The sequence below is a fragment of the Zunongwangia sp. SCSIO 43204 genome (assembly GCF_019904275.1).
In the GTDB taxonomy this organism is placed as follows: Bacteria; Bacteroidota; Bacteroidia; order Flavobacteriales; family Flavobacteriaceae; genus Zunongwangia; species Zunongwangia mangrovi.
Genome location: NZ_CP063204.1, coordinates 2,802,139 through 2,821,120, shown reverse-complemented (window position 1 = coordinate 2,821,120; position 18,982 = coordinate 2,802,139). Strand labels below are relative to the sequence as shown.

The following is an 18,982-nucleotide window of genomic DNA, read 5'->3' as shown; positions in this document are numbered from 1 at the left end:
CATTCAAAACCAGCCTAAAATTCAATTTCAGCTTTTACGGCCTGCATTCTTTTTTAACTTTGCATTTATGGAGAAACAGCAGATGCTTAACACGCTAAAAGAATATTTTGGTTACGATAGTTTTAGGCCTTTACAGGAGAATATTATCCAATCGATCTTCGACGGAAACGATAATCTTGTGATCATGCCAACCGGTGGCGGTAAATCTATTTGTTACCAACTACCGGCTATTCTTTTGCCAAAACTGACCATCGTTATTTCTCCGCTTATCGCTTTGATGAAAGACCAGGTAGATGGATTGAAAGCAAACGGAATTGAAGCCGAATTTCTAAATAGTAGTCAGGATGCTGCAGACCAGGAAAGTATTTTCCAGAAGATCGACAAAAATGAACTAAAGCTACTTTACATTGCTCCGGAAAGTTTACAGGTTTTAGATCGTTTTTTAACCGAAGAAACCATTAGCCTTATTGCTATCGATGAAGCGCACTGTATCTCGAGTTGGGGACACGATTTTAGACCTGCTTATACTCAGCTTGGTTATTTGAAGAAACGATTTTCTAAAACGCCAATTGTAGCCTTAACTGCAACCGCAGATAAAGCCACCAGACACGACATATGCCAGCAACTTAATATTCCTGATGCCAAAAAGCATATTTCTTCTTTCGACCGAAAAAATTTGAGTCTGGAAGTTCGCCAGGGAATTAAGCGTTTTGAGCAGATTTCTAAGTTCATAAAAAATCGTCCCAACGAGAGCGGGATCATTTACTGTTTAAGTCGAAAAAACACCGAAGAATTAGCTGAAAAACTTCAGCAAAAAGGTTTCGATGCAAAAGCTTATCATGCCGGTTTGAAACATGAAGAACGTGAAAAAATTCAGGATGATTTTATAAATGATAAGACAGAAATTATTTGTGCGACCGTTGCTTTTGGGATGGGTATCGATAAATCGAATATTCGCTGGGTAATTCATTATAACATGCCTAAAAACCTGGAAGGTTATTACCAGGAAATTGGTCGTGCCGGTCGTGATGGCTTGCCATCTGACACCTTGCTTTTTCATAGTTATGCAGATGTTGTGCAATTACAACGTTTTGCCGAAAACACTAAAAATAAAGATATCCAAGTGGCTAAGTTAGACCGCATGAAGCAATATGCTGAAGCGCTAACCTGCCGCAGAAAGATATTACTGAGTTATTTTGGCGAGATCAAACAAGAAGATTGTGGGAACTGCGATATTTGTAAAAATCCGCCTCAATTTTTCGATGGTACAGTAGCAGCGCAAAAAGCTTTATCCTGCATCTATCGTTTAAAAGGAAAGGAACCAATTACCACTGTAGTAGATGTTTTGCGAGGTAGCCAAAACGAACAAACCTTATCTAAAAATTATGATCGATTAAAAACACACGGAATTGGCCAGGATATCTCCTGGAATAACTGGCAACAATACATTTTACAACTTATAAATCTGGGGTATGCTGAAATTGCCTTTCATCAGGGAAATGCATTAAAATTAACAAAACACGCTAAAGAAGTTCTTTTTGAAGGTAAAAAAGTACATCTGGCAAAAGTTCCAGATCGTAAGGTACAAACGGCAGCTAATGGAAAAACTTCAGAAAAAACAACTGCTGAAAATTCACTTTTTGAGAAACTTAGACAACTTAGGCTAGAAATTGCCCGTGAAGAAGAAATTCCGGCTTACCTTATTTTCAACGATGCTACACTTAAGGAAATGGAGCGCGCCAGACCAATGACCGATGATGATTTTATGCTGATCAACGGAGTTGGACGAAAGAAAATGGAAGAATATGGCTATCGTTTTATCAAAGAGATCATTTCTTTTTCTAAACAAAAACGCACGCGTAAAACACAAAAGAAAGGCAAAACCTATAAAATTACCGGCGAGCTTTATGCTGAAGGAAAAACTCCTGAAGAAATTGCGAAGGAACGTGAACTATCAGAAATTACCATCATGTCACATCTTCTAAAACTCTACGATGAAGGTGAAGATATCGATCTAAACCAATTTATTAGTAAAGCTGATCTTGAAGCGGTTAAAAAAGCAAAAAAAGAATTGGGCGATCCTGATAAATTAAAGCCGTATTTCGAACATTTTGAAGAAGCAATACCATACAATGACATAAAAATTGCCCTCAAAATCATCGAAAATGAAGCTTAATACTATTCAAATTGCATGTCGTTAAGGATAAGTCCGCTTGCTGGGGCACTATAGTTCATTTGCAAATGATCATTATTCTCTAAAAGACTATTTTCAATATCTTCTAAAGTAAATTCGCCGCGGCCAAGCTGAATCATAGCGCCCATCATTAAACGAACCTGGTGACGTAAAAAACCTTTTCCGTGAACATGAAATATAAATGATTTCTTCGGAAAAAAATTCGCCGTGTAAAGTTGATTTTGGACAATTTCAGCCTTTAAAATTTCTCGCTCAAACGTACTTTTTTCTGAAACCCGAACACAGTAATTCCTGAAGTTATGCGTACCATTAAAAAGTTGTGCACCTTTCTTCATGAGTTCGATATCCAGATCAAACTGAAAGTTAGCCATAAATGGCGCACAAAACGGATGATTTTTACTTCCGAAGGAAAATAAATATGCGTATTCCTTAATTTTTGAATGCTGAATAATATTTAAATTCGCATCTACTTCTTCAATATGGGTAACACGGATATCCTGGGGAAGATTAAGATTGAAAAGCGCTAAAAACTCTTCTAAATTTTCTAGTGGTTCTTCGTCTAAAAAAAGCTCGAAAGCAGAACCATTAGAAGACACCATTGCATCGGTACGGCTACAACCCAGTATTTTGTATTTGGCCTCTGGCATAACATAGCGCAGGGTTTTTGTGATCAAACCTTCTACGGTTTTAAGGTTTGGCTGCTTTTGCCAGCCATGTAAGCGATAACCTAAATACTGAACTTTAATAAGATAATAATACCGAATTCTCTGCATTTCTGGATTTTGCTCAAAAATAGCAGAGTTTATTTGATTAGCCTAAAATTTGCATCTAATCGCCCTCTAATTGACCTATTTTATAAACTTGCAATGAAACCTTAGCATCTCCTAAAACAGATAGATTAAGTAAACCACTGCTCATTGCAAAAGTAACAGTATCATTTTTGTTCAATTCAATTAAAGTATCCAAATTAGTAGAAGTTATAGGAATAGTGGTTATACCGAGACCAGAAATGGATGCTCTAACAGCATCAAAATATTTTCGCTCCCAGATGCTGGTTCCATTTTTTATTAATGCCAAGCTTTTACCTCCAAAAGCAGATAGACTGATTCCAGATTCCATTTGAACTTCGAAATTAATTCTATAAATACCAGATTGCGGTGCAGTATAAACTCCGTTATTTAATAGACTGGAATCTCCAATTCTGGTATCTGCACTGGTAAGATCTATAGCTCTCCAACTAGATAATAAAGTTGCACTTAGTAAATTCCAATTTCCATCATTTTGAGCAGAAAAAATAGGGGCAGAATTAAACAAATTATTACCCGAGACTTCTTTAACTTCGTAATCTCCAGTTGACGAGATATCACGTACTAAAAATTTTAGACTGTCATTTATAGTTGAGGCTTCATCAACAGTTCTAATTTTCATATTTCCGTTTAGATCTAAAGTAGCCTGTGGATCTTCTGTTCCCACACCTACTTGAGAATACAATGGTAAATTAACTAGAATCAAAATTATAATGTAATAATAACGCATAACTATATAGGATTTCAAGGTTTCTCACTAGACTCATTTTATAGCTTTTAGGGGCCAATTTGTACATTAATTTACTTGTTAGGGATTATCTTAAATTTAATTAAATTTAACTATCAAATCAAGTTATTTATCAATAAATAACTTGATTATACGGGAATTTTTCGTTAAAAACGTTTAAAAATAAATAATCATCAATGTTTTATTTTGAAGAAAATAGACTCTACAGGACTTGAGGGGATAATCACCCTTGACAGCTTTAAATGGTTAATAATTTGTTAAATTATATATCTAAAATGGCTAAAACGTTTCAATTTTGAAGAAAATTTTAAATTGTAATTATCACACTTTTAGATGAAATATCAGGTTTTCTAAAAACTCCCTCTATCTGGAAGCAAAAAGACGCAGCTTTTGATCTTCAGATCTTTGCGCTATCTGATAGATTTCCGGCTACAAAAGATCAATTTGAAATTGCAGAAAAAGTTGATCGTATTTTTGTTCTTGGAAAAAGAGCCGAACGTTTTTTTGAATTTCAAATTCAGCATTCCGAAAAGTATGATCTAAGAATTAGCAACCTTCAGATCATTCAGCATAAAAAAACATTAGGTGAATTAGATTTTATTGTAGAAGAAAAAGATACAGGACAACTAATCCATATAGAATTGGTTTATAAATTCTATGTTTATGATCCTAGCTATAAAGAAGAATTAGCCCGATGGATCGGTCCTAATCGTAAAGATTCTTTACTAGAAAAAGTGGAGAAACTTAAAACCAGGCAACTTCCACTTCTTCACAACAGCGAGACGAAACAAATCCTAAACTCTAAGCATATTTCTACAAGATCGATATCCCAGCAAGTGTGTTATAAGGCAAACTTATTTGTTCCAAGGAAACTTCAGTATAATTCATTTTCTTCAATTAATAATGATTGTATAATCGGATTCTGGATTCATTTTTCAGAATTTGAATCAGACGAGTTTAGCCAATCAAAATTCTTTAGTCCCAGCAAACAATTTTGGCCTGTAGATCCGGCTAAGAACGATATTTGGTTGTCGTATTCAGAGATATTTCCGCAGATTAGATCTTTTATTCAGCAAAAAAGATCGCCGCTCTTATGGATGAAGACTAAAGACACTTTCGAACGATTCTTTGTAGTTTGGTGGTAAGATCTACCCTTAATTTTAAAAAAGTAATGTTGAGTAAACTACCTCGGGATATTATACCCTTTGGCGGTGCCAATTAAAAATGACACAAAAATTTACGCAATACCGCATTTGCTTGTACCTTTGCCCTCCTACTTTTAGAAATGAGCGAGAAAATAAAAGAAGCAATAAGAACATCGTATTTAAGCATTGCAGGCAATGGATGCCTGGCTTTGGCTAAATTCCTGGCTGGTTTTTTTGGAAATTCCTATGCGCTAATTGCCGATGCTATTGAATCTACTGCCGATGTTTTTTCTTCTTTTCTAGTACTTGTTGGCTTACGGTATGCGGCTAAACCAGCCGATGATAATCATCCTTACGGTCATGGGCGCGTAGAACCATTAATCACTTTTGCGGTAGTTGGTTTTTTAATTGTCTCGGCCACTGTGATCGCTTACGAAAGTATTGAAAATATTAAGACTCCGCATGAAGTTCCAGAGCCTTACACGTTAATTGTACTGGCAATTATTATTGCTATAAAGGAATTTTTCTATCGATTTGTTTCTAAAAAAAGTGAAGAAACCAACAGCTCCTCACTAAAAGCAGATGCCTGGCACCACCGCAGCGATGCCATTACCTCTCTAACTGCATTTGTAGGAATTTCAATTGCGTTAGTAATGGGCGATGGTTACGAAAGTGCCGATGATTGGGCGGCTTTAGTGGCTTCAGGATTTATTCTTTTTAATGCTTACCTTATTTTAAGACCGGCACTTGGTGAAATTATGGACGAGCATATGTACAACGATCTTATTGAAGATATTCGTAAATCGGCCTATAGCGTAAAAGGTGTTTTAGGTACCGAAAAATGCTTTGTTCGCAAAACCGGAATGACCTTTCATGTAGATTTACATATCAACGTAGCAGGTGATATGAGCGTAAAAGATGGTCACGACATTGCGCACAAGGTTAAAGACAAAATGCTACAGGATATCCCAGAAATTGCTGATGTTCTTATTCATGTAGAACCTGTAGATTAACCAGCTTTCTTAATAATTCTTAGGAAATATTTAGTAAGACCTTAAGTGTCTTTTTTTTGAATAGCCTTCTTTTTAAATTAATTTAGAAAGAAACCAAAAAAGAAAAATTATGTCACTTATTAAGAAAGAAGAATTTCATAAACTAATAGATTATAGTGGTAAACTTTGTGTTTCAATTTTTATTCCTACTGAACGAGGGGGTAAAGATGTATTGGAAAAAAAGGATCAAACGCATTTAAAATCACAGTGGCAGCAAGCCGAAAAAACGCTAAAGGAAAGAAATATTTCTGATGAAGCTTTACAAAAAATAGCCAGTCGAATAGAATCTTTACTTAATGATCCAGAATTTTGGAGAAATCAATCTGATGGTTTGGCAATATTTGCTTCTGAAGATTTCTTTAAATACTATACCGTTCCCATTAATTTTGAAGCCTCGGTTTATGTAATGAATGAATTTTATATTAAACCTTTAGTTCCTCTTTACAATAAAGATGAACGTTTTTACTTACTTTCACTTCAGTTAGAAGAGGTGAGTTTATTTGAAGCCACCCAATATAGTATCGGAAAAGTTGACATCGAAGATCTTACCCCAGAAAGACTCGAAGAACGTGTAGGCTTTGACTATAAAGAAAAAGCTTTGCAGTTTAAAACTCAAAATCCTAACAGCGGTACGCCGGTTTATCATGGCCATGGGGCGAATGAGCGCAATCGCCTGGAAGAAATAAAATTATATTTCAGGGCAATCGATCAGGGTATTCATGATTTATTGGAACAAGATAATATTAGATTAATAGTTGCTTGTGACGATTCTTTATTCCCTATATATAAAGAAGCCAATACGTATAATAAATTATATGAAAAATCTGTTCCGGGAAATCCGGCAGATTTGTCGATGCTCGATCTTCATGCTAAAGCTTTAAATCTATTAGAGCCAGAAATGAGAAGAAAGCTCGATGAAAAAATGAATGCTTTTAAAGAAAATGAGGGAACCGATCTTGCTTCCGCAGATATCAGAGATATTTTTCCGGCCATTCAGCAAGGAAAAGTAGATACTCTATTTGTTGAAAATCGTCAAGAACTTTGGGGTACATATAGTCCAGATAATATGAAAATAGAAAAGCATAACGAACAGTCACTAGAAAATTCTTCATTGTTAAACCATGCCGTAGTAAATGTTATAAAACAGGGCGGAGAAGTATTTTTGATAGAGCATCAGTTTATGCCGAATAAAAAAGAAAAGCTTAATGCACTATATAGATTTAGCAGCTAATATTAGCAAAATTTGATTAAGTAAAGGGTGATCAAAAACGGTCACCCTTCTTTTTAATTTTTACCTTTACATAAAATTAAATACATGGACAATAATCTGGCTGTACTTATTGATGGTGATAATATTCCATCGGCATACGTTAAAGAAATGATGGAAGAGATCGCAAAACATGGTAATCCTACCATAAAACGTATTTACGGTGATTGGACGAATCCTCATCTTTCTAAATGGAAATCAGTCTTGTTGGAAAATGCTATTAGTCCGATACAGCAATACGGTTATACACAGGGAAAAAATGCAACAGATTCTGCCATGATCATCGATGCGATGGATATTTTATATTCTAATAAAGTAGACGGATTTTGCCTGGTTTCCAGTGATAGTGATTTCACACGTTTAGCCACCCGCTTACGTGAAGCCGGTAAAAATGTAATTGGTATTGGCGAAAAGAAAACACCAGATCCTTTTATTGTTGCCTGTGATCGTTTTATTTATCTTGAAATCTTAAAAAATAAAGACAAGGAAGAAGAACAGCCTGGTGCCGTTAAAGGCAAGTCGAATAAAAAACAAAGCGTAGACCGATTAACACCTCGTGTGATCAAATTTATATCGAATACCATCTCTGATGTTGCAGATGATGATGGTTGGGCATTTATGGGCGATGTGGGGAGTTTACTCCAAAAAAAGCAACCTAATTTTGATTCTCGTAACTACGGCTATCAAAAACTTACGCCAATGATCGCTTCTATAGATCAATTCGAAATTGAATCTCGCGAAAACAACAACAATAGCAAATTCAAACTCATTTTTGTGCGTAATAAAGACTAGCACTAACTTGTATGTTAGCTAATTTGAAGGTCGAAATTCGATAAAAAATCACATCTTTTTTTACTTTAGGAGCAAAAAGAATATGCGTAGTATTAAGAAAATACATCAGGCAGAATGGCGTCCAATTGGTGATCTGGTAACTTATTCTCCAATCCCAACAGCAAGCCTGCAAATGATAGATCCTTTTATTTTTCTAAATCATCATGGACCGCAGGTTTATCCTGAAAATAATAACGGACTCCCATTTGGGCCGCATCCGCATCGCGGGATGGAAACCGTGACTTTTATTTTAGATGGTGATATCGCTCATAAAGATTCTGGTGGTCACAGCAGCGTGATCGAAAGTGGTGGCGTACAATGGATGACGGCAGGAAGCGGACTTATTCATGCTGAAGTTTCTTCGGAAGAGTTTAAAAAGAAAGGCGGAGATCTTGAAATTCTTCAGCTTTGGGTAAATCTTCCGGCAAAACATAAAATGGCAGAACCTAAATATATAGGTATGCAGAAAGATGGAATTCCTGTAGCATTTTCCGAAGATAAAAAAGTAAAAGCACAGGTGGTTTCTGGCGAATTTCTTGGCGAAAAAGGCGCTTTTGACACCTTTACCGATATCAATCTTTCTACTTTATTTTTTGAGGCAGATGCTAACTTAGAACTTGAAATTCCGGTTTCCCAAAACATTTTCTTTTATGTGATCAAAGGAAATCTTGAAGTGAACGGCTCCGAGATCAAAGAACGACATTTAGCTGAATTTAAAAATGACGATCCAAAACTTCAAATTTCAGCAAAAGAAGAAAGCATTTTATTATTCGGTTTCGCAACTCCGTTTGAAGAGCCTGTAGTGGCTCGTGGTCCTTTTGTGATGAACAGCATGCAGGAAATCGAAGAAGCCTATCAGGATTTTCAGGCCGGTAAAATGGGACGTTGGACAGAATAATCGCATACATACTATAAAATACGGCTAATATTTGCCCAGGCTCATCTAATTATTTTTATAAAATTTAGATTTCTAAGTTTCTCTAAAAATAATTGAATGAGCCTTTTTAAATCCTCTCTCCTTTTCTTTCTACTTTTTCTAATTCCTTTTTTCACGTTCTCCCAGCAGGAAAATGAAATTACCGCTGGAAATTATCAGCTTAATTTTAACCAAAGAGGAATTCATCTTTTTAAAAACACCATAGATCCCCACGACGCCAATTTAATTCCTGGCGGAAAGCTTTTGGGAAACCTCGCTATTTCTTACAAAATCGGTAATGGTGAATGGCTGCAACCTTATGGTGCTTCTAAACTGGTTGAAAATAATGAGAAAACCATCATTTATTCTGATTATGAAAGTGGGATGCCTTTTGAAACCAGGCAAACGTTTAGCTTAAATGAAAACGGACTCACCTGGAAGATCGATATCATTAACCAAATGCAGTTTCCTGTTAAGATTGGAGATATGGCGGTAAATTTTCCGTGGAGAGCACCTGGTGGCGGGAATCCAAATGAAATCTTTGAGCAGAATTTTACCAAACATCATTATATCTCTGGTGATGGTTCTTTTTTATATTTCACCAAACCCAATGGCGAACCTCCCTATTATTTGTTCAGTGTAAATCCCGGGACACAATTAGAATATTTTAAATCTGAACGTGGTAATTACCTGGCGTTTATTCATTCAGCAAAAACTAAAGAAGAAACCAAAAATGGAACCTGGCGACAACCGCAAACTTCAGCACAATTAGCTCCAAAAGGTCAAACTGGCGATACTATTTCGTATTCTTTTCAACTGCAAAGCGCAAAATCTTACGATGCGCTTCGAGAACATATTTATGCAAATGATCTTATAGATGTTCGGGTAGTTCCGGGAATGACGATTCCCGCAAAGCAACCGGCTAAATTTTCCTTACATACTAAAACTAAAATCGATTCTATTATTGCTGAATTTCCTTCAGAAACAAAAATCAATTTTCTAAACGAACCTAAAAAGGATCATTTTATTTATGAAGTAAACTTTCAGAAACTCGGCGAAAACAAACTCAGTATTTATTTCGAAAAAAATAGAAAAACGTATTTAGAGTTTTTTGTAACAGAAGATTTGGAGACTTTGGTAAAAAAACGAAGTGACTTTATCACTAACAAACAGCAGCATAAAACCGAAAAATGGTACGACGGACTCTACTCTATCTACGACATGAAAAATAAGCAGCTGCGTGGGCCAGATAATAACGATGGTTACACCGGTTGGTGGGGTTATGTTTTGGCGAGTGACGATCCTGCACTTTGTAAAGCGCCTTATGTAGCTTCAAAAAACAGTGTTTATCCTGATAAAAAGGAAATCGAATCTTTAGAATATTATATCGAGAATTTTGTTTGGGGCGGTTTGCAGCGAACAGATAAAGAAGAGCCATATCCTTACGGAATCTACGGAACGCCAAATTGGTATGTAGATCGTAATCCTGTTTTAAGAGCTGGCGTAAAAAACAGCAATCTTGATAAAATGAATATCTGGCGCTCTTACGATTATCCGCATATCGTGATGCTCTATTACAATATGTATCTAATCGCAAAAATGTATCCTAAAATGAGCACTTATGCAGATGCCGATGAATATCTAGAGCGTGCTTATCAAACAGCTAAAGCTTATTTTGACTATCCTTACGAAATTCTACCGTGGTACGAAACCTACAAATGGGGATGTTATAACGAACTTTTTATTCTTGATCTTATCGACGTTCTAAAAGAAGAAAACCGAAAAAAGGATGCTGAATACCTGGAAAATGAATGGCAAAAAAAGGTGAAGTATTTTGTGTACGATGATAAATATCCCTTTCGATCTGAATACAGTACTGATAGAACCGCTTTTGAAACCAGCTATGCCGTTGCTAAATATGGCGCAACCCACGAGATGCCAACAGACGAAAATCTATGGTTTGATAAGAAATTAGAAAAATGGTATTCGCATCCAAAAGTTGAAAAAGCAGATTCACGGGCGTTTATGGATAAACAACTATATGCAAATCTTGCCTGCCGCGGTTGGTTAGAAACTAAATATTACTTATTAGGATCAGATTTTACCGCATCTTCAGATACGCATACACTTTCTTATATGGCCAGAATGGGCGGCTGGGGAATTTTAGATTATGCTCTTAATTTTTCTGAAGATCCTTTCGACTGGCTTCAATTGGGATACGCAAGTTATCTAAGTTCGTACGCTTTAATGAATACAGGAACCAGTGAAAATAATTACGGGTATTGGTATCCTGGAGAAGAAAATGATGGCGCTTTAGGTTGGGCGTTTATGTCTTCGCAGTACGAAGATACCTGGATTAAAAAGAAAACTCCACGTGGTCCCTGGTTTTACGATGGCGAAGCAGATCTTGGTATGGGCGCTATAAAGCGAATGGCAATTATTATTTTGGCTAAAGATCCGCTTTTTGATTGGATTGCTTACGGCGGAAAATTAAAAACAAATGTCGACTCTTTTGAAGTTTTCGCAGCAGATGGAATTAACCAAAAGTTTGCCATTATTAATACTGAAAAGAATTTTAGAATCGAGCTAGATCGTGACGGCTTTTCAAGCTTAGAGCCTATCAAAGTTTCAAAGAAACTTGATGTGATTGACTTCATTATTGAAAACAGAAGCAGCGATACACATTCTACTCAGCTTAAAATTAAAACTGAAAAAGAACCAGTAATCACTATCGATAGCAAAAAAATAAAAGTGAGGAAAATTAACGAATATTGGATAGCTACTTTACCAATTTCTAAAAGCAGCCACAAAGTCAATATGAAGATTTAAGGATTGTAGAATAGACTTTTAAAATCTGCTTCAAAATTATCCAATTTCAGCAAAGACTATAGAAAAAGCTAAAAACGGCATCGAAACTTTGCTGTTTTTAGCTTTTTTTGGCACCGCCAAAGGGTTTAATACTCCGAGGCTTGCCTAGAAATTAAAAATTTGTTTCTAGTGATTATCTCCTGGGCATGCCCCGAGGTAGACTGCTTAAAATCTGAACTTTTTAAGCCTGTTTTGATTGCACAAACACCAATAAATTACCTGAAGTAAACTTTAGGTGTACATTTTCATTTATAATCGTATTTCGGGTTCCAATTCTGGTGGTAATACTTAAATCTTCACCGTATAGAGGGTATTTTACACCTTCAGAATAGATATTTTTAGCTTCAGGAAAAGGAAATAGTGAAATAATTTCATCCTGAAAATCGATAATTTCGATATTCTTTTCAGCAAAAAAATAAAAGCCAAAATCGTCAAAACAGCGAATTTCAATTTCATCTTTATGCTTCAGCATCGAATTCAAATTCCCCAAAAAATGATCCTGTTCTAAGCCGCTACAGCCATAAACTGCGACGCTTTTAAAACCATCTTCGATAATAATCCTTAAAATCTTCTCGAAATCTGTCGCATTTTGATCTGGAGTTTCAACGATCTTGGTTTCGGCTTTAATTTCAGAAATTGCTAAAGAATCGAAATCTCCGGAAACCAAATCTGGCTGAATTCCATTTTTCAAAAGCTTGGAATATGCGCCATCTGTACAGTAAATCTTCTCAAATCCATCTAGCAAAGGCATTTTTTCAGGAAACTGGCCGTTGATAAACAAAACGACCTGCGCCTCAGATTTATACGTTTCCCGGTACAGCTTCATTTAGTGTCTTGCCTCTAAAACTTTAGAAATGTCTTTTAATCCGTAGCCTTTCGCTTTTAAAAGAATTAAGTAATGAAACAGCAAATCTGCGCTTTCGTTAAGGAAAAGATCTTCATCATCATCCTTTGCTTCGATCACTACCTCAACAGCTTCTTCGCCGACTTTTTGAGCGATTTTGTTGATACCTTTATCAAAAAGGGAAACCACATACGAGTTTTTATCTTCACGTAATTCGGGTTCTACTTCGCTCATTTTTTTACGCTGAGTAATAATGCCTTCTAATTCTGATAAAAATCCAAAAGAAGTTTCGTTTTCTTCGCCCCAACAAGTATCGGTTCCTTTATGACAAGTTGGTCCCTGCGGATTCACCATCACCAAAAGCGTATCATTATCGCAATCATTTTTTATCGAAACAAGGTGCAAAAAGTTTCCACTTTCTTCGCCTTTGGTCCATAAACGATTTTTAGTTCGGCTAAAAAAAGTAACCTTCTTCGTTTCGTTGGTTTTTAGATAAGCTTCTTCATTCATATACCCTAACATCAGGACTTTTTTCGTAGTTGCATCCTGAATAATCGCAGGTACTAATCCGTCGCTATTTTTATCAAAATCGATATTCATCTCTATAATTTTATATTCTTACAGGTATTCCCTGGTCTGCCAGCTCTTTTTTAAGATCTGGAATTTCTATTTCTTTAAAATGAAAAACACTCGCTGCCAAAGCCGCATCTGCTTTTCCTTCTTTAAACGTATCCACAAAATGCTGAATATTACCGGCACCGCCCGAAGCAATGATAGGAATATTTAGATCTTCAGATAATTTCTTGAGTGCAATATTAGCAAAACCATCTTTAGTACCGTCATTATTCATTGATGTAAACAAAATTTCTCCTGCACCGCGCTGTTCTACTTCTTTCGCCCATTCAAAAAGATCGAGTTCGGTTGGTACTTTACCACCAACTAAATGAACAATCCACTGACCGTTTACCTGTTTTGCATCGATAGCCACAGTGATACATTGCGCGCCAAATTTTTGAGAAAGCTCATTAATTAGATCTGGATTTTTTACTGCAGAAGAGTTTACCGAAACCTTATCTGCACCGTTCTTCAACAAAATATCAACATCTTCTACGGAAGAAATCCCGCCGCCCACTGTAAATGGAATGTTTACTTTTTCGGCCACTCGCAAAACAAGATTCGCTAAAGTTTTACGACGTTCTTCAGTAGCTGAAATATCCAGAAATACAAGCTCATCAGCGCCGGTTTCAGCATATTTCGCAGCCAATTCTACCGGATCACCAGCATCTCTTAGATCAACGAAATTAATCCCTTTAACGGTTCTTCCGTTTTTTATATCCAGGCAGGGAATTATTCTTTTTGTTAGCATTTTTTTTAGTTTACGATGTACGGTTAAGGGTTTACAGTTTTTTTTGGTTATCAGCTACTTTTCAATTATTTGTCATTTCGAGCCAGCCTTGCCGCAGGCAGGCGTAATGAAATAAAGTCGTGAAATCTTAGTGCATTTCATTCAAAATTCAAAATTCAAAATTTAGCATTCAAAATAAACCCTTATTCTTGGTTCTTAGGTCTAATCTCTCAAATCTAACTTCTAACAGCATAGCGTTCTAAAATCTAATTTACTGTCCGTCGTTTAGAATATAGTTTTCTAATTGTTTTAAGCTGATTCTTCCTTCGTAAATGGCTTTTCCGATTATTGTTCCTTCACATCCCAGGTCAGAAAGTTCTAATAATTCATCGAATTTCGATATTCCTCCCGAAGCTATTAAATTGATTTCTGGATTCTCTCTTAAAATACGATCATAAAGATCGAATGCAGGTCCCTGAAGCATCCCATCTTTAGAAATATCAGTACAAATTACATACTTTACGCCTTCTTTCTGATATGCAGAAATAAATGGAATCAATTCTTTCTCAGATTCCTCTAACCATCCGCCAACAGCAACTTTTTCATTATTCGCATCGGCGCCCAAAATGATCTTTTCTGAACCAAATTTTTCCAACCAGCTTTTAAAAGTCTCTGGATCTTTTACAGCGATACTTCCACCGGTAATTTGTTTTGCTCCGCATTCAAATGCGATTTCCAGATCTTTATCGGTTTTTAATCCGCCCCCAAAATCAATTTTTAGATTGGTCTTTGAAGCTATTGTTTCTAAGATCTTATGGTTTACAATATGCTTCGATTTTGCACCATCAAGATCTACTAAATGAAGATACTCGATACCGTGAGCTTCAAAAGATTTTGCAACCTCAAGCGGATTTTCATTATATACTTTTTTGGTGTTATAATCACCTTTAGAAAGTCTTACGCACTTTCCGTCTATTATATCTATTGCTGGTATTAAACGCATATAAAGTTAGAATTTAGAAGTTGGAAGTTGGAAGTTGGAAGTTAGGTTTACGCATTTTAATTATTTTTTCTTGCCCTGTTTATCGAAGATACAATTATAGCTACTAATTCATTAGCTTCTGTGTGCAACTCTTTTATTTTACTCTTTTCCTTAGGATAAACTATTTGCAGTAATTCTAAAAAGTACATCGACTCATCAGCTTCCTCTTCCACAATTTTTAATTTATTTATGAAATCTGCGTTAGATTTAGCTCTTCTAGCAGCTCTATAATTTGCTCCAACAGAACTAGAACATCTAATAAGCTGCCTCACATAAGCATCGAACTCTCTATTTTTAGGTATATTGGAACACAACGACCAAACATCAATAGCAAACTTTTTAGTTCTTTCTTTTAAATCATACATGATATTTTTTGTTTTCCTAATTCAAGAATCCTATTCCGTACTTCTAACTTCGTAATTCTAACTTTAAAAAGTTCTCCAAAATCTTTTCTCCGGCTTTACTGCTTTTTTCAGGGTGAAATTGTACACCATAGAAATTATTCTTTTTGATTGCTGAAGTATATTCTACTCCGTATTCCGTAGAACAAATCGTTTCTTCGCATTCCTTCACGTAAAAGCTATGCACCAAATACACATATTCTTTTTCGTTCACGCCTTCAAACAGATCAGATCGTAGATCGTAAATCTGATTCCAGCCAATTTGCGGCACTTTAACCGTATTATCAAACTTCACCACTTTCGCATCAAAGATCGATAATCCTGGCGTATCTCCTTCCTCACAATATTCACACATCAATTGCATCCCAAGACATATTCCCAAAACTGGTTGTGTTAGTTGCGGTATCACTTTATCTAATCTGGTTGACTTTAGCATCTTCATCGCACTACTCGCCTCTCCTACTCCCGGGAAGATCACCTTATCTGCCGACTTTATTTCTTCAGCATCATCTGTAAGCACAGCTTCAAAACCAAGTCGTTTTACTGCGAATTTGATACTCTGAATATTCCCTGCGCCATAATCTATAATTGCTATTTTCATTTCTATAGTAGTTAGTAGTTGGAATTGAGTATTGAGTATTGAGTATTGAGTTTAGCTACTAACTACTCTATACTCAATTCTCAATACTATTAAAGCATTCCTTTTGTTGAAGGTAAGATCATTTTTTCTGTGTCTCTTTTTACCGCCATTTTTATCGCTTTTGCAAAGGCTTTAAAAATCGCTTCGATCTTATGATGTTCGTTCGTTCCTTCTGCTTTTACATTCAGATTTGCCTTGGCGCCATCGGTAAATGATTTAAAGAAATGATAGAACATTTCTGTTGGCATTTTTCCAACCATTTCACGCTTAAAATCGGCTTCCCAAACCAACCAATTTCGGCCACCAAAATCGATCCCTACCTGTGCTAAACAATCGTCCATCGGCAAACAAAATCCGTATCGCTCGATTCCTAATTTATTCCCCAAAGCTTTTGCATATACTTCGCCCAAAGCAATTGCGGTATCTTCGATCGTATGGTGCTCATCTACTTCAAGATCGCCATCTACTTTTACCACCAAATCCATTTGCCCATGACGAGCAATTTGATCTAACATATGATCAAAAAATGCAATTCCGGTAGAAATTTCAGCTTTCCCGGTGCCGTCAAGATTCAGTTTGATCTTAATATCAGTTTCGTTAGTTTTTCTGGCAATTTCAGCAGTACGATCTTTCAGTTTTAAAAACTCATAAATTTCTTTCCAGCTGGAAGTTTTCAATGCTATTGTTTCCTTCAGTTTAGAAACATCATTTTTCAATTCATCCGTCGCTAAATCTTCGTGGGTATCTATAAAGATTCCTTTTCCGCCGAAATTATAAGCAAATTCAATATCGGTCATACGATCACCGATCATGATCGAATTCGCCATATCGTAGGCTTCGGAATTCAAATATTTTCTTTCCAACAAACCTGTATTTGGCTTTCTGGTAGGCTGATTATCTTTCGCAAAAGTTCTATCGATTAAAATATCACTGAATTTCACGCCTTCATTTTCGAAGGTTTTTACCACGAAATTCTGAATCGGCCAAAATTGATCTTCAGGATAAACCTCGGTTCCCAAACCATCCTGATTAGTTACCATTACTAATTCGTAATCTAATTCTTTGGCGATTTTCGACAAATAGAACAATGCTTCCGGGTAAAACTCCAGTTTTTCTAATTTGTCTACTTGGTAATCTTCAGGCTCCAGGAGAATCGTTCCGTCACGATCTATAAATAAAACTTTTTGCATTTTAATTAGATTAGGCTTTTTAAAGCGGTAATTAATTTTTGATTTTCTTGAGTGGTTCCCACGGTTAAACGAAGGGTATTTTCGCAAAGCGGTTGTGTGGTTCTATTTCTAATTACAATTCCCTTTTCGATCAATTGATTGTATCTGGCCGTCGCATTATCTACTTTCACTAAAATGAAATTCGCATCTGATGGATAGATTTTTTCAACATAAGAAACTTCCATCAACACCTTAAATAATTCTTCTCTACCTTTTAGAATATCGGCGACTTCACTCTTCACATTTTCAACATCCAAAATTCGGTTTAAAGCACGTTGCTGCGTTAATTCATTTACATTATAAGGAGGTTTGATCTTCTTTAAAATCTCAATAATTTCTTCGGAAGCGCAGCAGATTCCCAAACGAATTCCTGCCATCCCGTAAGCTTTAGAAAGTGTTTGCGTAATCACCAAATTTGGATATTCCTGAAGCCTGTTTAACCAGCTTTCTTTTCCTGAAAAATCTATATAAGCCTCGTCAATAATTACCAATCCGTTAAAATTTTGAAGCAATTCTTCTACCTTTTCTTCTGAAAAAGTATTACCCGTAGGATTATTTGGTGAACAAAGAAATAGCAGTTTAGAATTCGCATCAGATTTATCCAATATCGCTGAAACCTGAGGCTCAAAATCCTGTGAAAGTAGCACTTCCCTATTTTCGATATTGTTGATTTCTGAAAGCACTTTATACATTCCGTAAGTTGGCGGAAGCGTGATCACATTGTCTTTTCCCGGCTCACAAAACGCCCTGAACAACAAATCCAAAACCTCGTCACTACCATTTCCTAACAGGATTTGCTCTGGTTTTATGCCTTTGATCTTTGCCAACTCATCCTTTACATTTCTTTGATGCGGATCTGGATAGCGGTTTACATCAGTTTGATAAGGATTCTCATTGGCATCAAGAAAAACCATCTGGGTTCCGGTTGATTTGTATTCGTCACGAGCGGAAGAATATGGTTTTAATTTCTTCACGTTCTCCCGAACAAGGTTTTGTATGTTTATATTGGTGGGCATTTTTGTTTTATGGCTTTCAGTTTATTTTTTTCTATTCGTCATCCCGGACTTGATCCGGGATCTCATCATGCTTGAACTCATCTGGATGAGATGCTGAAACAAGTTCAGCATGACGACTTATTTGGTCATCCCGGACTTGATCCGGGATCTCATCGTGTTTTTTCTCTTTCAAATGAAACGAATAGGTTCTGCATTACTACTCATTTTTCAAAATTAATATTCTAATGTCTGCAATTTCGGATTTAAAGATTTAATTAAATTTAACTTCCATTCTTTTTTCCAGTTCTTAAGCTGTTTTTCTCTAGCTATTGCGTGATTAAAATCATTAAACTCTTCAAAATAAATTAGATCTTTAGTTTTATATTTCTCAGTGAATATGCTTCCCGTTCCGTTATTATGCTCCGAAATTCTCCTTCTTAAATCGTTTGTAACACCCGTGTAAAAAACCGTCCTGTATTTATTAGTCAAAATGTATACAAACGATATTTTCATTTTACTTAGTTAATTACTACTCCGCACTAATTCGAGATCTTACCAATATTATCAATATCCTTTTACAAATTTGATGAGATGCTGAAACAAGCCCGCTTGCCGGACGGACAGGTTCAGCATGACAACTTTTAGTTATTCGCGACTTC

Annotated in this window: 18 protein-coding genes; 7 read left to right on the top strand and 11 right to left on the bottom strand. The window is 36.0% G+C overall.

Annotated elements, in window-relative coordinates:
* The first annotated feature begins 67 nt into the window (after positions 1-67).
* Complete coding sequence (gene recQ, locus INR75_RS12515) at positions 68-2,176, top strand: DNA helicase RecQ (RefSeq protein WP_223089080.1); 2,109 nt, start codon at positions 68-70, stop codon at positions 2,174-2,176.
* Between the two features lie 2 nt (positions 2,177-2,178).
* Here recQ and truA read toward each other — a convergent pair whose 3' ends face one another.
* The gene (truA, locus tag INR75_RS12510; protein WP_223089079.1) at positions 2,179-2,967 is read right to left on the bottom strand and encodes a tRNA pseudouridine(38-40) synthase TruA; all 789 of its coding nucleotides are present in this window, start codon (positions 2,965-2,967) and stop codon (positions 2,179-2,181) included.
* A 55-nt stretch (positions 2,968-3,022) separates the two neighbouring features.
* Positions 3,023-3,730: a hypothetical protein gene (locus INR75_RS12505; protein ID WP_223089078.1), complete on the bottom strand. Its 708-nt coding sequence runs from the start codon at positions 3,728-3,730 to the stop codon at positions 3,023-3,025.
* 329 nt (positions 3,731-4,059) lie between these two features.
* On the opposite strand from INR75_RS12505, the gene INR75_RS12500 reads away from it, so the two are divergent.
* The 6 genes from INR75_RS12500 (at position 4,060) to INR75_RS12475 (ending at position 11,788) form a co-directional block, all read left to right on the top strand.
* Complete coding sequence (locus INR75_RS12500; protein WP_223091923.1) at positions 4,060-4,893, top strand: DUF1853 family protein; 834 nt, start codon at positions 4,060-4,062, stop codon at positions 4,891-4,893.
* Positions 4,894-5,033: 140 nt separating this feature from the next.
* The gene (locus INR75_RS12495; protein ID WP_223089077.1) at positions 5,034-5,906 is read left to right on the top strand and encodes a cation diffusion facilitator family transporter; all 873 of its coding nucleotides are present in this window, start codon (positions 5,034-5,036) and stop codon (positions 5,904-5,906) included.
* Between the two features lie 109 nt (positions 5,907-6,015).
* Positions 6,016-7,176 carry a hypothetical protein gene (locus tag INR75_RS12490; RefSeq protein WP_223089076.1) on the top strand — a complete coding sequence of 387 codons (1,161 nt, stop codon included), beginning with the start codon at positions 6,016-6,018 and terminating at the stop codon, positions 7,174-7,176.
* Positions 7,177-7,260: 84 nt separating this feature from the next.
* Positions 7,261-8,004 (top strand): NYN domain-containing protein, encoded by a 744-nt coding sequence (locus tag INR75_RS12485; RefSeq protein WP_092544564.1) that lies wholly within the window; start codon positions 7,261-7,263, stop codon positions 8,002-8,004.
* 82 nt (positions 8,005-8,086) lie between these two features.
* Positions 8,087-8,941 carry a pirin family protein gene (locus tag INR75_RS12480; RefSeq protein ID WP_223089075.1) on the top strand — a complete coding sequence of 285 codons (855 nt, stop codon included), beginning with the start codon at positions 8,087-8,089 and terminating at the stop codon, positions 8,939-8,941.
* Between the two features lie 96 nt (positions 8,942-9,037).
* On the top strand, positions 9,038-11,788 hold the full coding sequence (locus INR75_RS12475; RefSeq protein WP_223089074.1) for a DUF5695 domain-containing protein: 2,751 nt from the start codon (positions 9,038-9,040) through the stop codon (positions 11,786-11,788).
* 220 nt (positions 11,789-12,008) lie between these two features.
* Here INR75_RS12475 and INR75_RS12470 read toward each other — a convergent pair whose 3' ends face one another.
* From INR75_RS12470 to INR75_RS12430, 9 genes are all read right to left on the bottom strand, one after another.
* The gene (locus INR75_RS12470; protein WP_223089073.1) at positions 12,009-12,653 is read right to left on the bottom strand and encodes a thiamine diphosphokinase; all 645 of its coding nucleotides are present in this window, start codon (positions 12,651-12,653) and stop codon (positions 12,009-12,011) included.
* The gene (gene hisIE / locus INR75_RS12465) at positions 12,654-13,271 is read right to left on the bottom strand and encodes a bifunctional phosphoribosyl-AMP cyclohydrolase/phosphoribosyl-ATP diphosphatase HisIE (RefSeq protein WP_223089072.1); all 618 of its coding nucleotides are present in this window, start codon (positions 13,269-13,271) and stop codon (positions 12,654-12,656) included. It abuts the gene before it with no gap.
* A gap of 10 nt (positions 13,272-13,281) precedes the next feature.
* Entirely contained in the window at positions 13,282-14,037 is a 756-nt protein-coding gene (gene hisF, locus INR75_RS12460) for an imidazole glycerol phosphate synthase subunit HisF (protein ID WP_092544554.1), read from the bottom strand.
* A 250-nt stretch (positions 14,038-14,287) separates the two neighbouring features.
* A complete protein-coding gene (gene hisA / locus INR75_RS12455; protein WP_223089071.1) occupies positions 14,288-15,019 on the bottom strand; it encodes a 1-(5-phosphoribosyl)-5-[(5-phosphoribosylamino)methylideneamino]imidazole-4-carboxamide isomerase in 732 nt (243 codons plus the stop codon).
* A gap of 56 nt (positions 15,020-15,075) precedes the next feature.
* Positions 15,076-15,423: a four helix bundle protein gene (locus tag INR75_RS12450; protein WP_255584531.1), complete on the bottom strand. Its 348-nt coding sequence runs from the start codon at positions 15,421-15,423 to the stop codon at positions 15,076-15,078.
* Positions 15,424-15,466: 43 nt separating this feature from the next.
* Entirely contained in the window at positions 15,467-16,060 is a 594-nt protein-coding gene (gene hisH / locus INR75_RS12445) for an imidazole glycerol phosphate synthase subunit HisH (RefSeq protein ID WP_223089070.1), read from the bottom strand.
* A gap of 89 nt (positions 16,061-16,149) precedes the next feature.
* Entirely contained in the window at positions 16,150-17,289 is a 1,140-nt protein-coding gene (gene hisB / locus INR75_RS12440; RefSeq protein ID WP_223089069.1) for a bifunctional histidinol-phosphatase/imidazoleglycerol-phosphate dehydratase HisB, read from the bottom strand.
* A gap of 5 nt (positions 17,290-17,294) precedes the next feature.
* Positions 17,295-18,344 carry a histidinol-phosphate transaminase gene (gene hisC, locus INR75_RS12435; protein ID WP_223089068.1) on the bottom strand — a complete coding sequence of 350 codons (1,050 nt, stop codon included), beginning with the start codon at positions 18,342-18,344 and terminating at the stop codon, positions 17,295-17,297.
* Between the two features lie 213 nt (positions 18,345-18,557).
* Positions 18,558-18,836: a GIY-YIG nuclease family protein gene (locus INR75_RS12430; protein WP_223089067.1), complete on the bottom strand. Its 279-nt coding sequence runs from the start codon at positions 18,834-18,836 to the stop codon at positions 18,558-18,560.
* Positions 18,837-18,982: the final 146 nt, after the last annotated feature.

Coding starts and splice junctions, on each gene's coding strand:
- recQ (WP_223089080.1), top strand. CDS start 68: ATGGAGAAACAGCAGATGCTTAACACGCTAAAAGAATATTTTGGTTAC.
- truA (WP_223089079.1), bottom strand. CDS start 2,967: ATGCAGAGAATTCGGTATTATTATCTTATTAAAGTTCAGTATTTAGGT.
- INR75_RS12505 (WP_223089078.1), bottom strand. CDS start 3,730: ATGCGTTATTATTACATTATAATTTTGATTCTAGTTAATTTACCATTG.
- INR75_RS12495 (WP_223089077.1), top strand. CDS start 5,034: ATGAGCGAGAAAATAAAAGAAGCAATAAGAACATCGTATTTAAGCATT.
- INR75_RS12490 (WP_223089076.1), top strand. CDS start 6,016: ATGTCACTTATTAAGAAAGAAGAATTTCATAAACTAATAGATTATAGT.
- INR75_RS12485 (WP_092544564.1), top strand. CDS start 7,261: ATGGACAATAATCTGGCTGTACTTATTGATGGTGATAATATTCCATCG.
- INR75_RS12480 (WP_223089075.1), top strand. CDS start 8,087: ATGCGTAGTATTAAGAAAATACATCAGGCAGAATGGCGTCCAATTGGT.
- INR75_RS12475 (WP_223089074.1), top strand. CDS start 9,038: ATGAGCCTTTTTAAATCCTCTCTCCTTTTCTTTCTACTTTTTCTAATT.
- INR75_RS12470 (WP_223089073.1), bottom strand. CDS start 12,653: ATGAAGCTGTACCGGGAAACGTATAAATCTGAGGCGCAGGTCGTTTTG.
- hisIE (WP_223089072.1), bottom strand. CDS start 13,271: ATGAATATCGATTTTGATAAAAATAGCGACGGATTAGTACCTGCGATT.
- hisF (WP_092544554.1), bottom strand. CDS start 14,037: ATGCTAACAAAAAGAATAATTCCCTGCCTGGATATAAAAAACGGAAGA.
- hisA (WP_223089071.1), bottom strand. CDS start 15,019: ATGCGTTTAATACCAGCAATAGATATAATAGACGGAAAGTGCGTAAGA.
- INR75_RS12450 (WP_255584531.1), bottom strand. CDS start 15,423: ATGTATGATTTAAAAGAAAGAACTAAAAAGTTTGCTATTGATGTTTGG.
- hisH (WP_223089070.1), bottom strand. CDS start 16,060: ATGAAAATAGCAATTATAGATTATGGCGCAGGGAATATTCAGAGTATC.
- hisB (WP_223089069.1), bottom strand. CDS start 17,289: ATGCAAAAAGTTTTATTTATAGATCGTGACGGAACGATTCTCCTGGAG.
- hisC (WP_223089068.1), bottom strand. CDS start 18,344: ATGCCCACCAATATAAACATACAAAACCTTGTTCGGGAGAACGTGAAG.
- INR75_RS12430 (WP_223089067.1), bottom strand. CDS start 18,836: ATGAAAATATCGTTTGTATACATTTTGACTAATAAATACAGGACGGTT.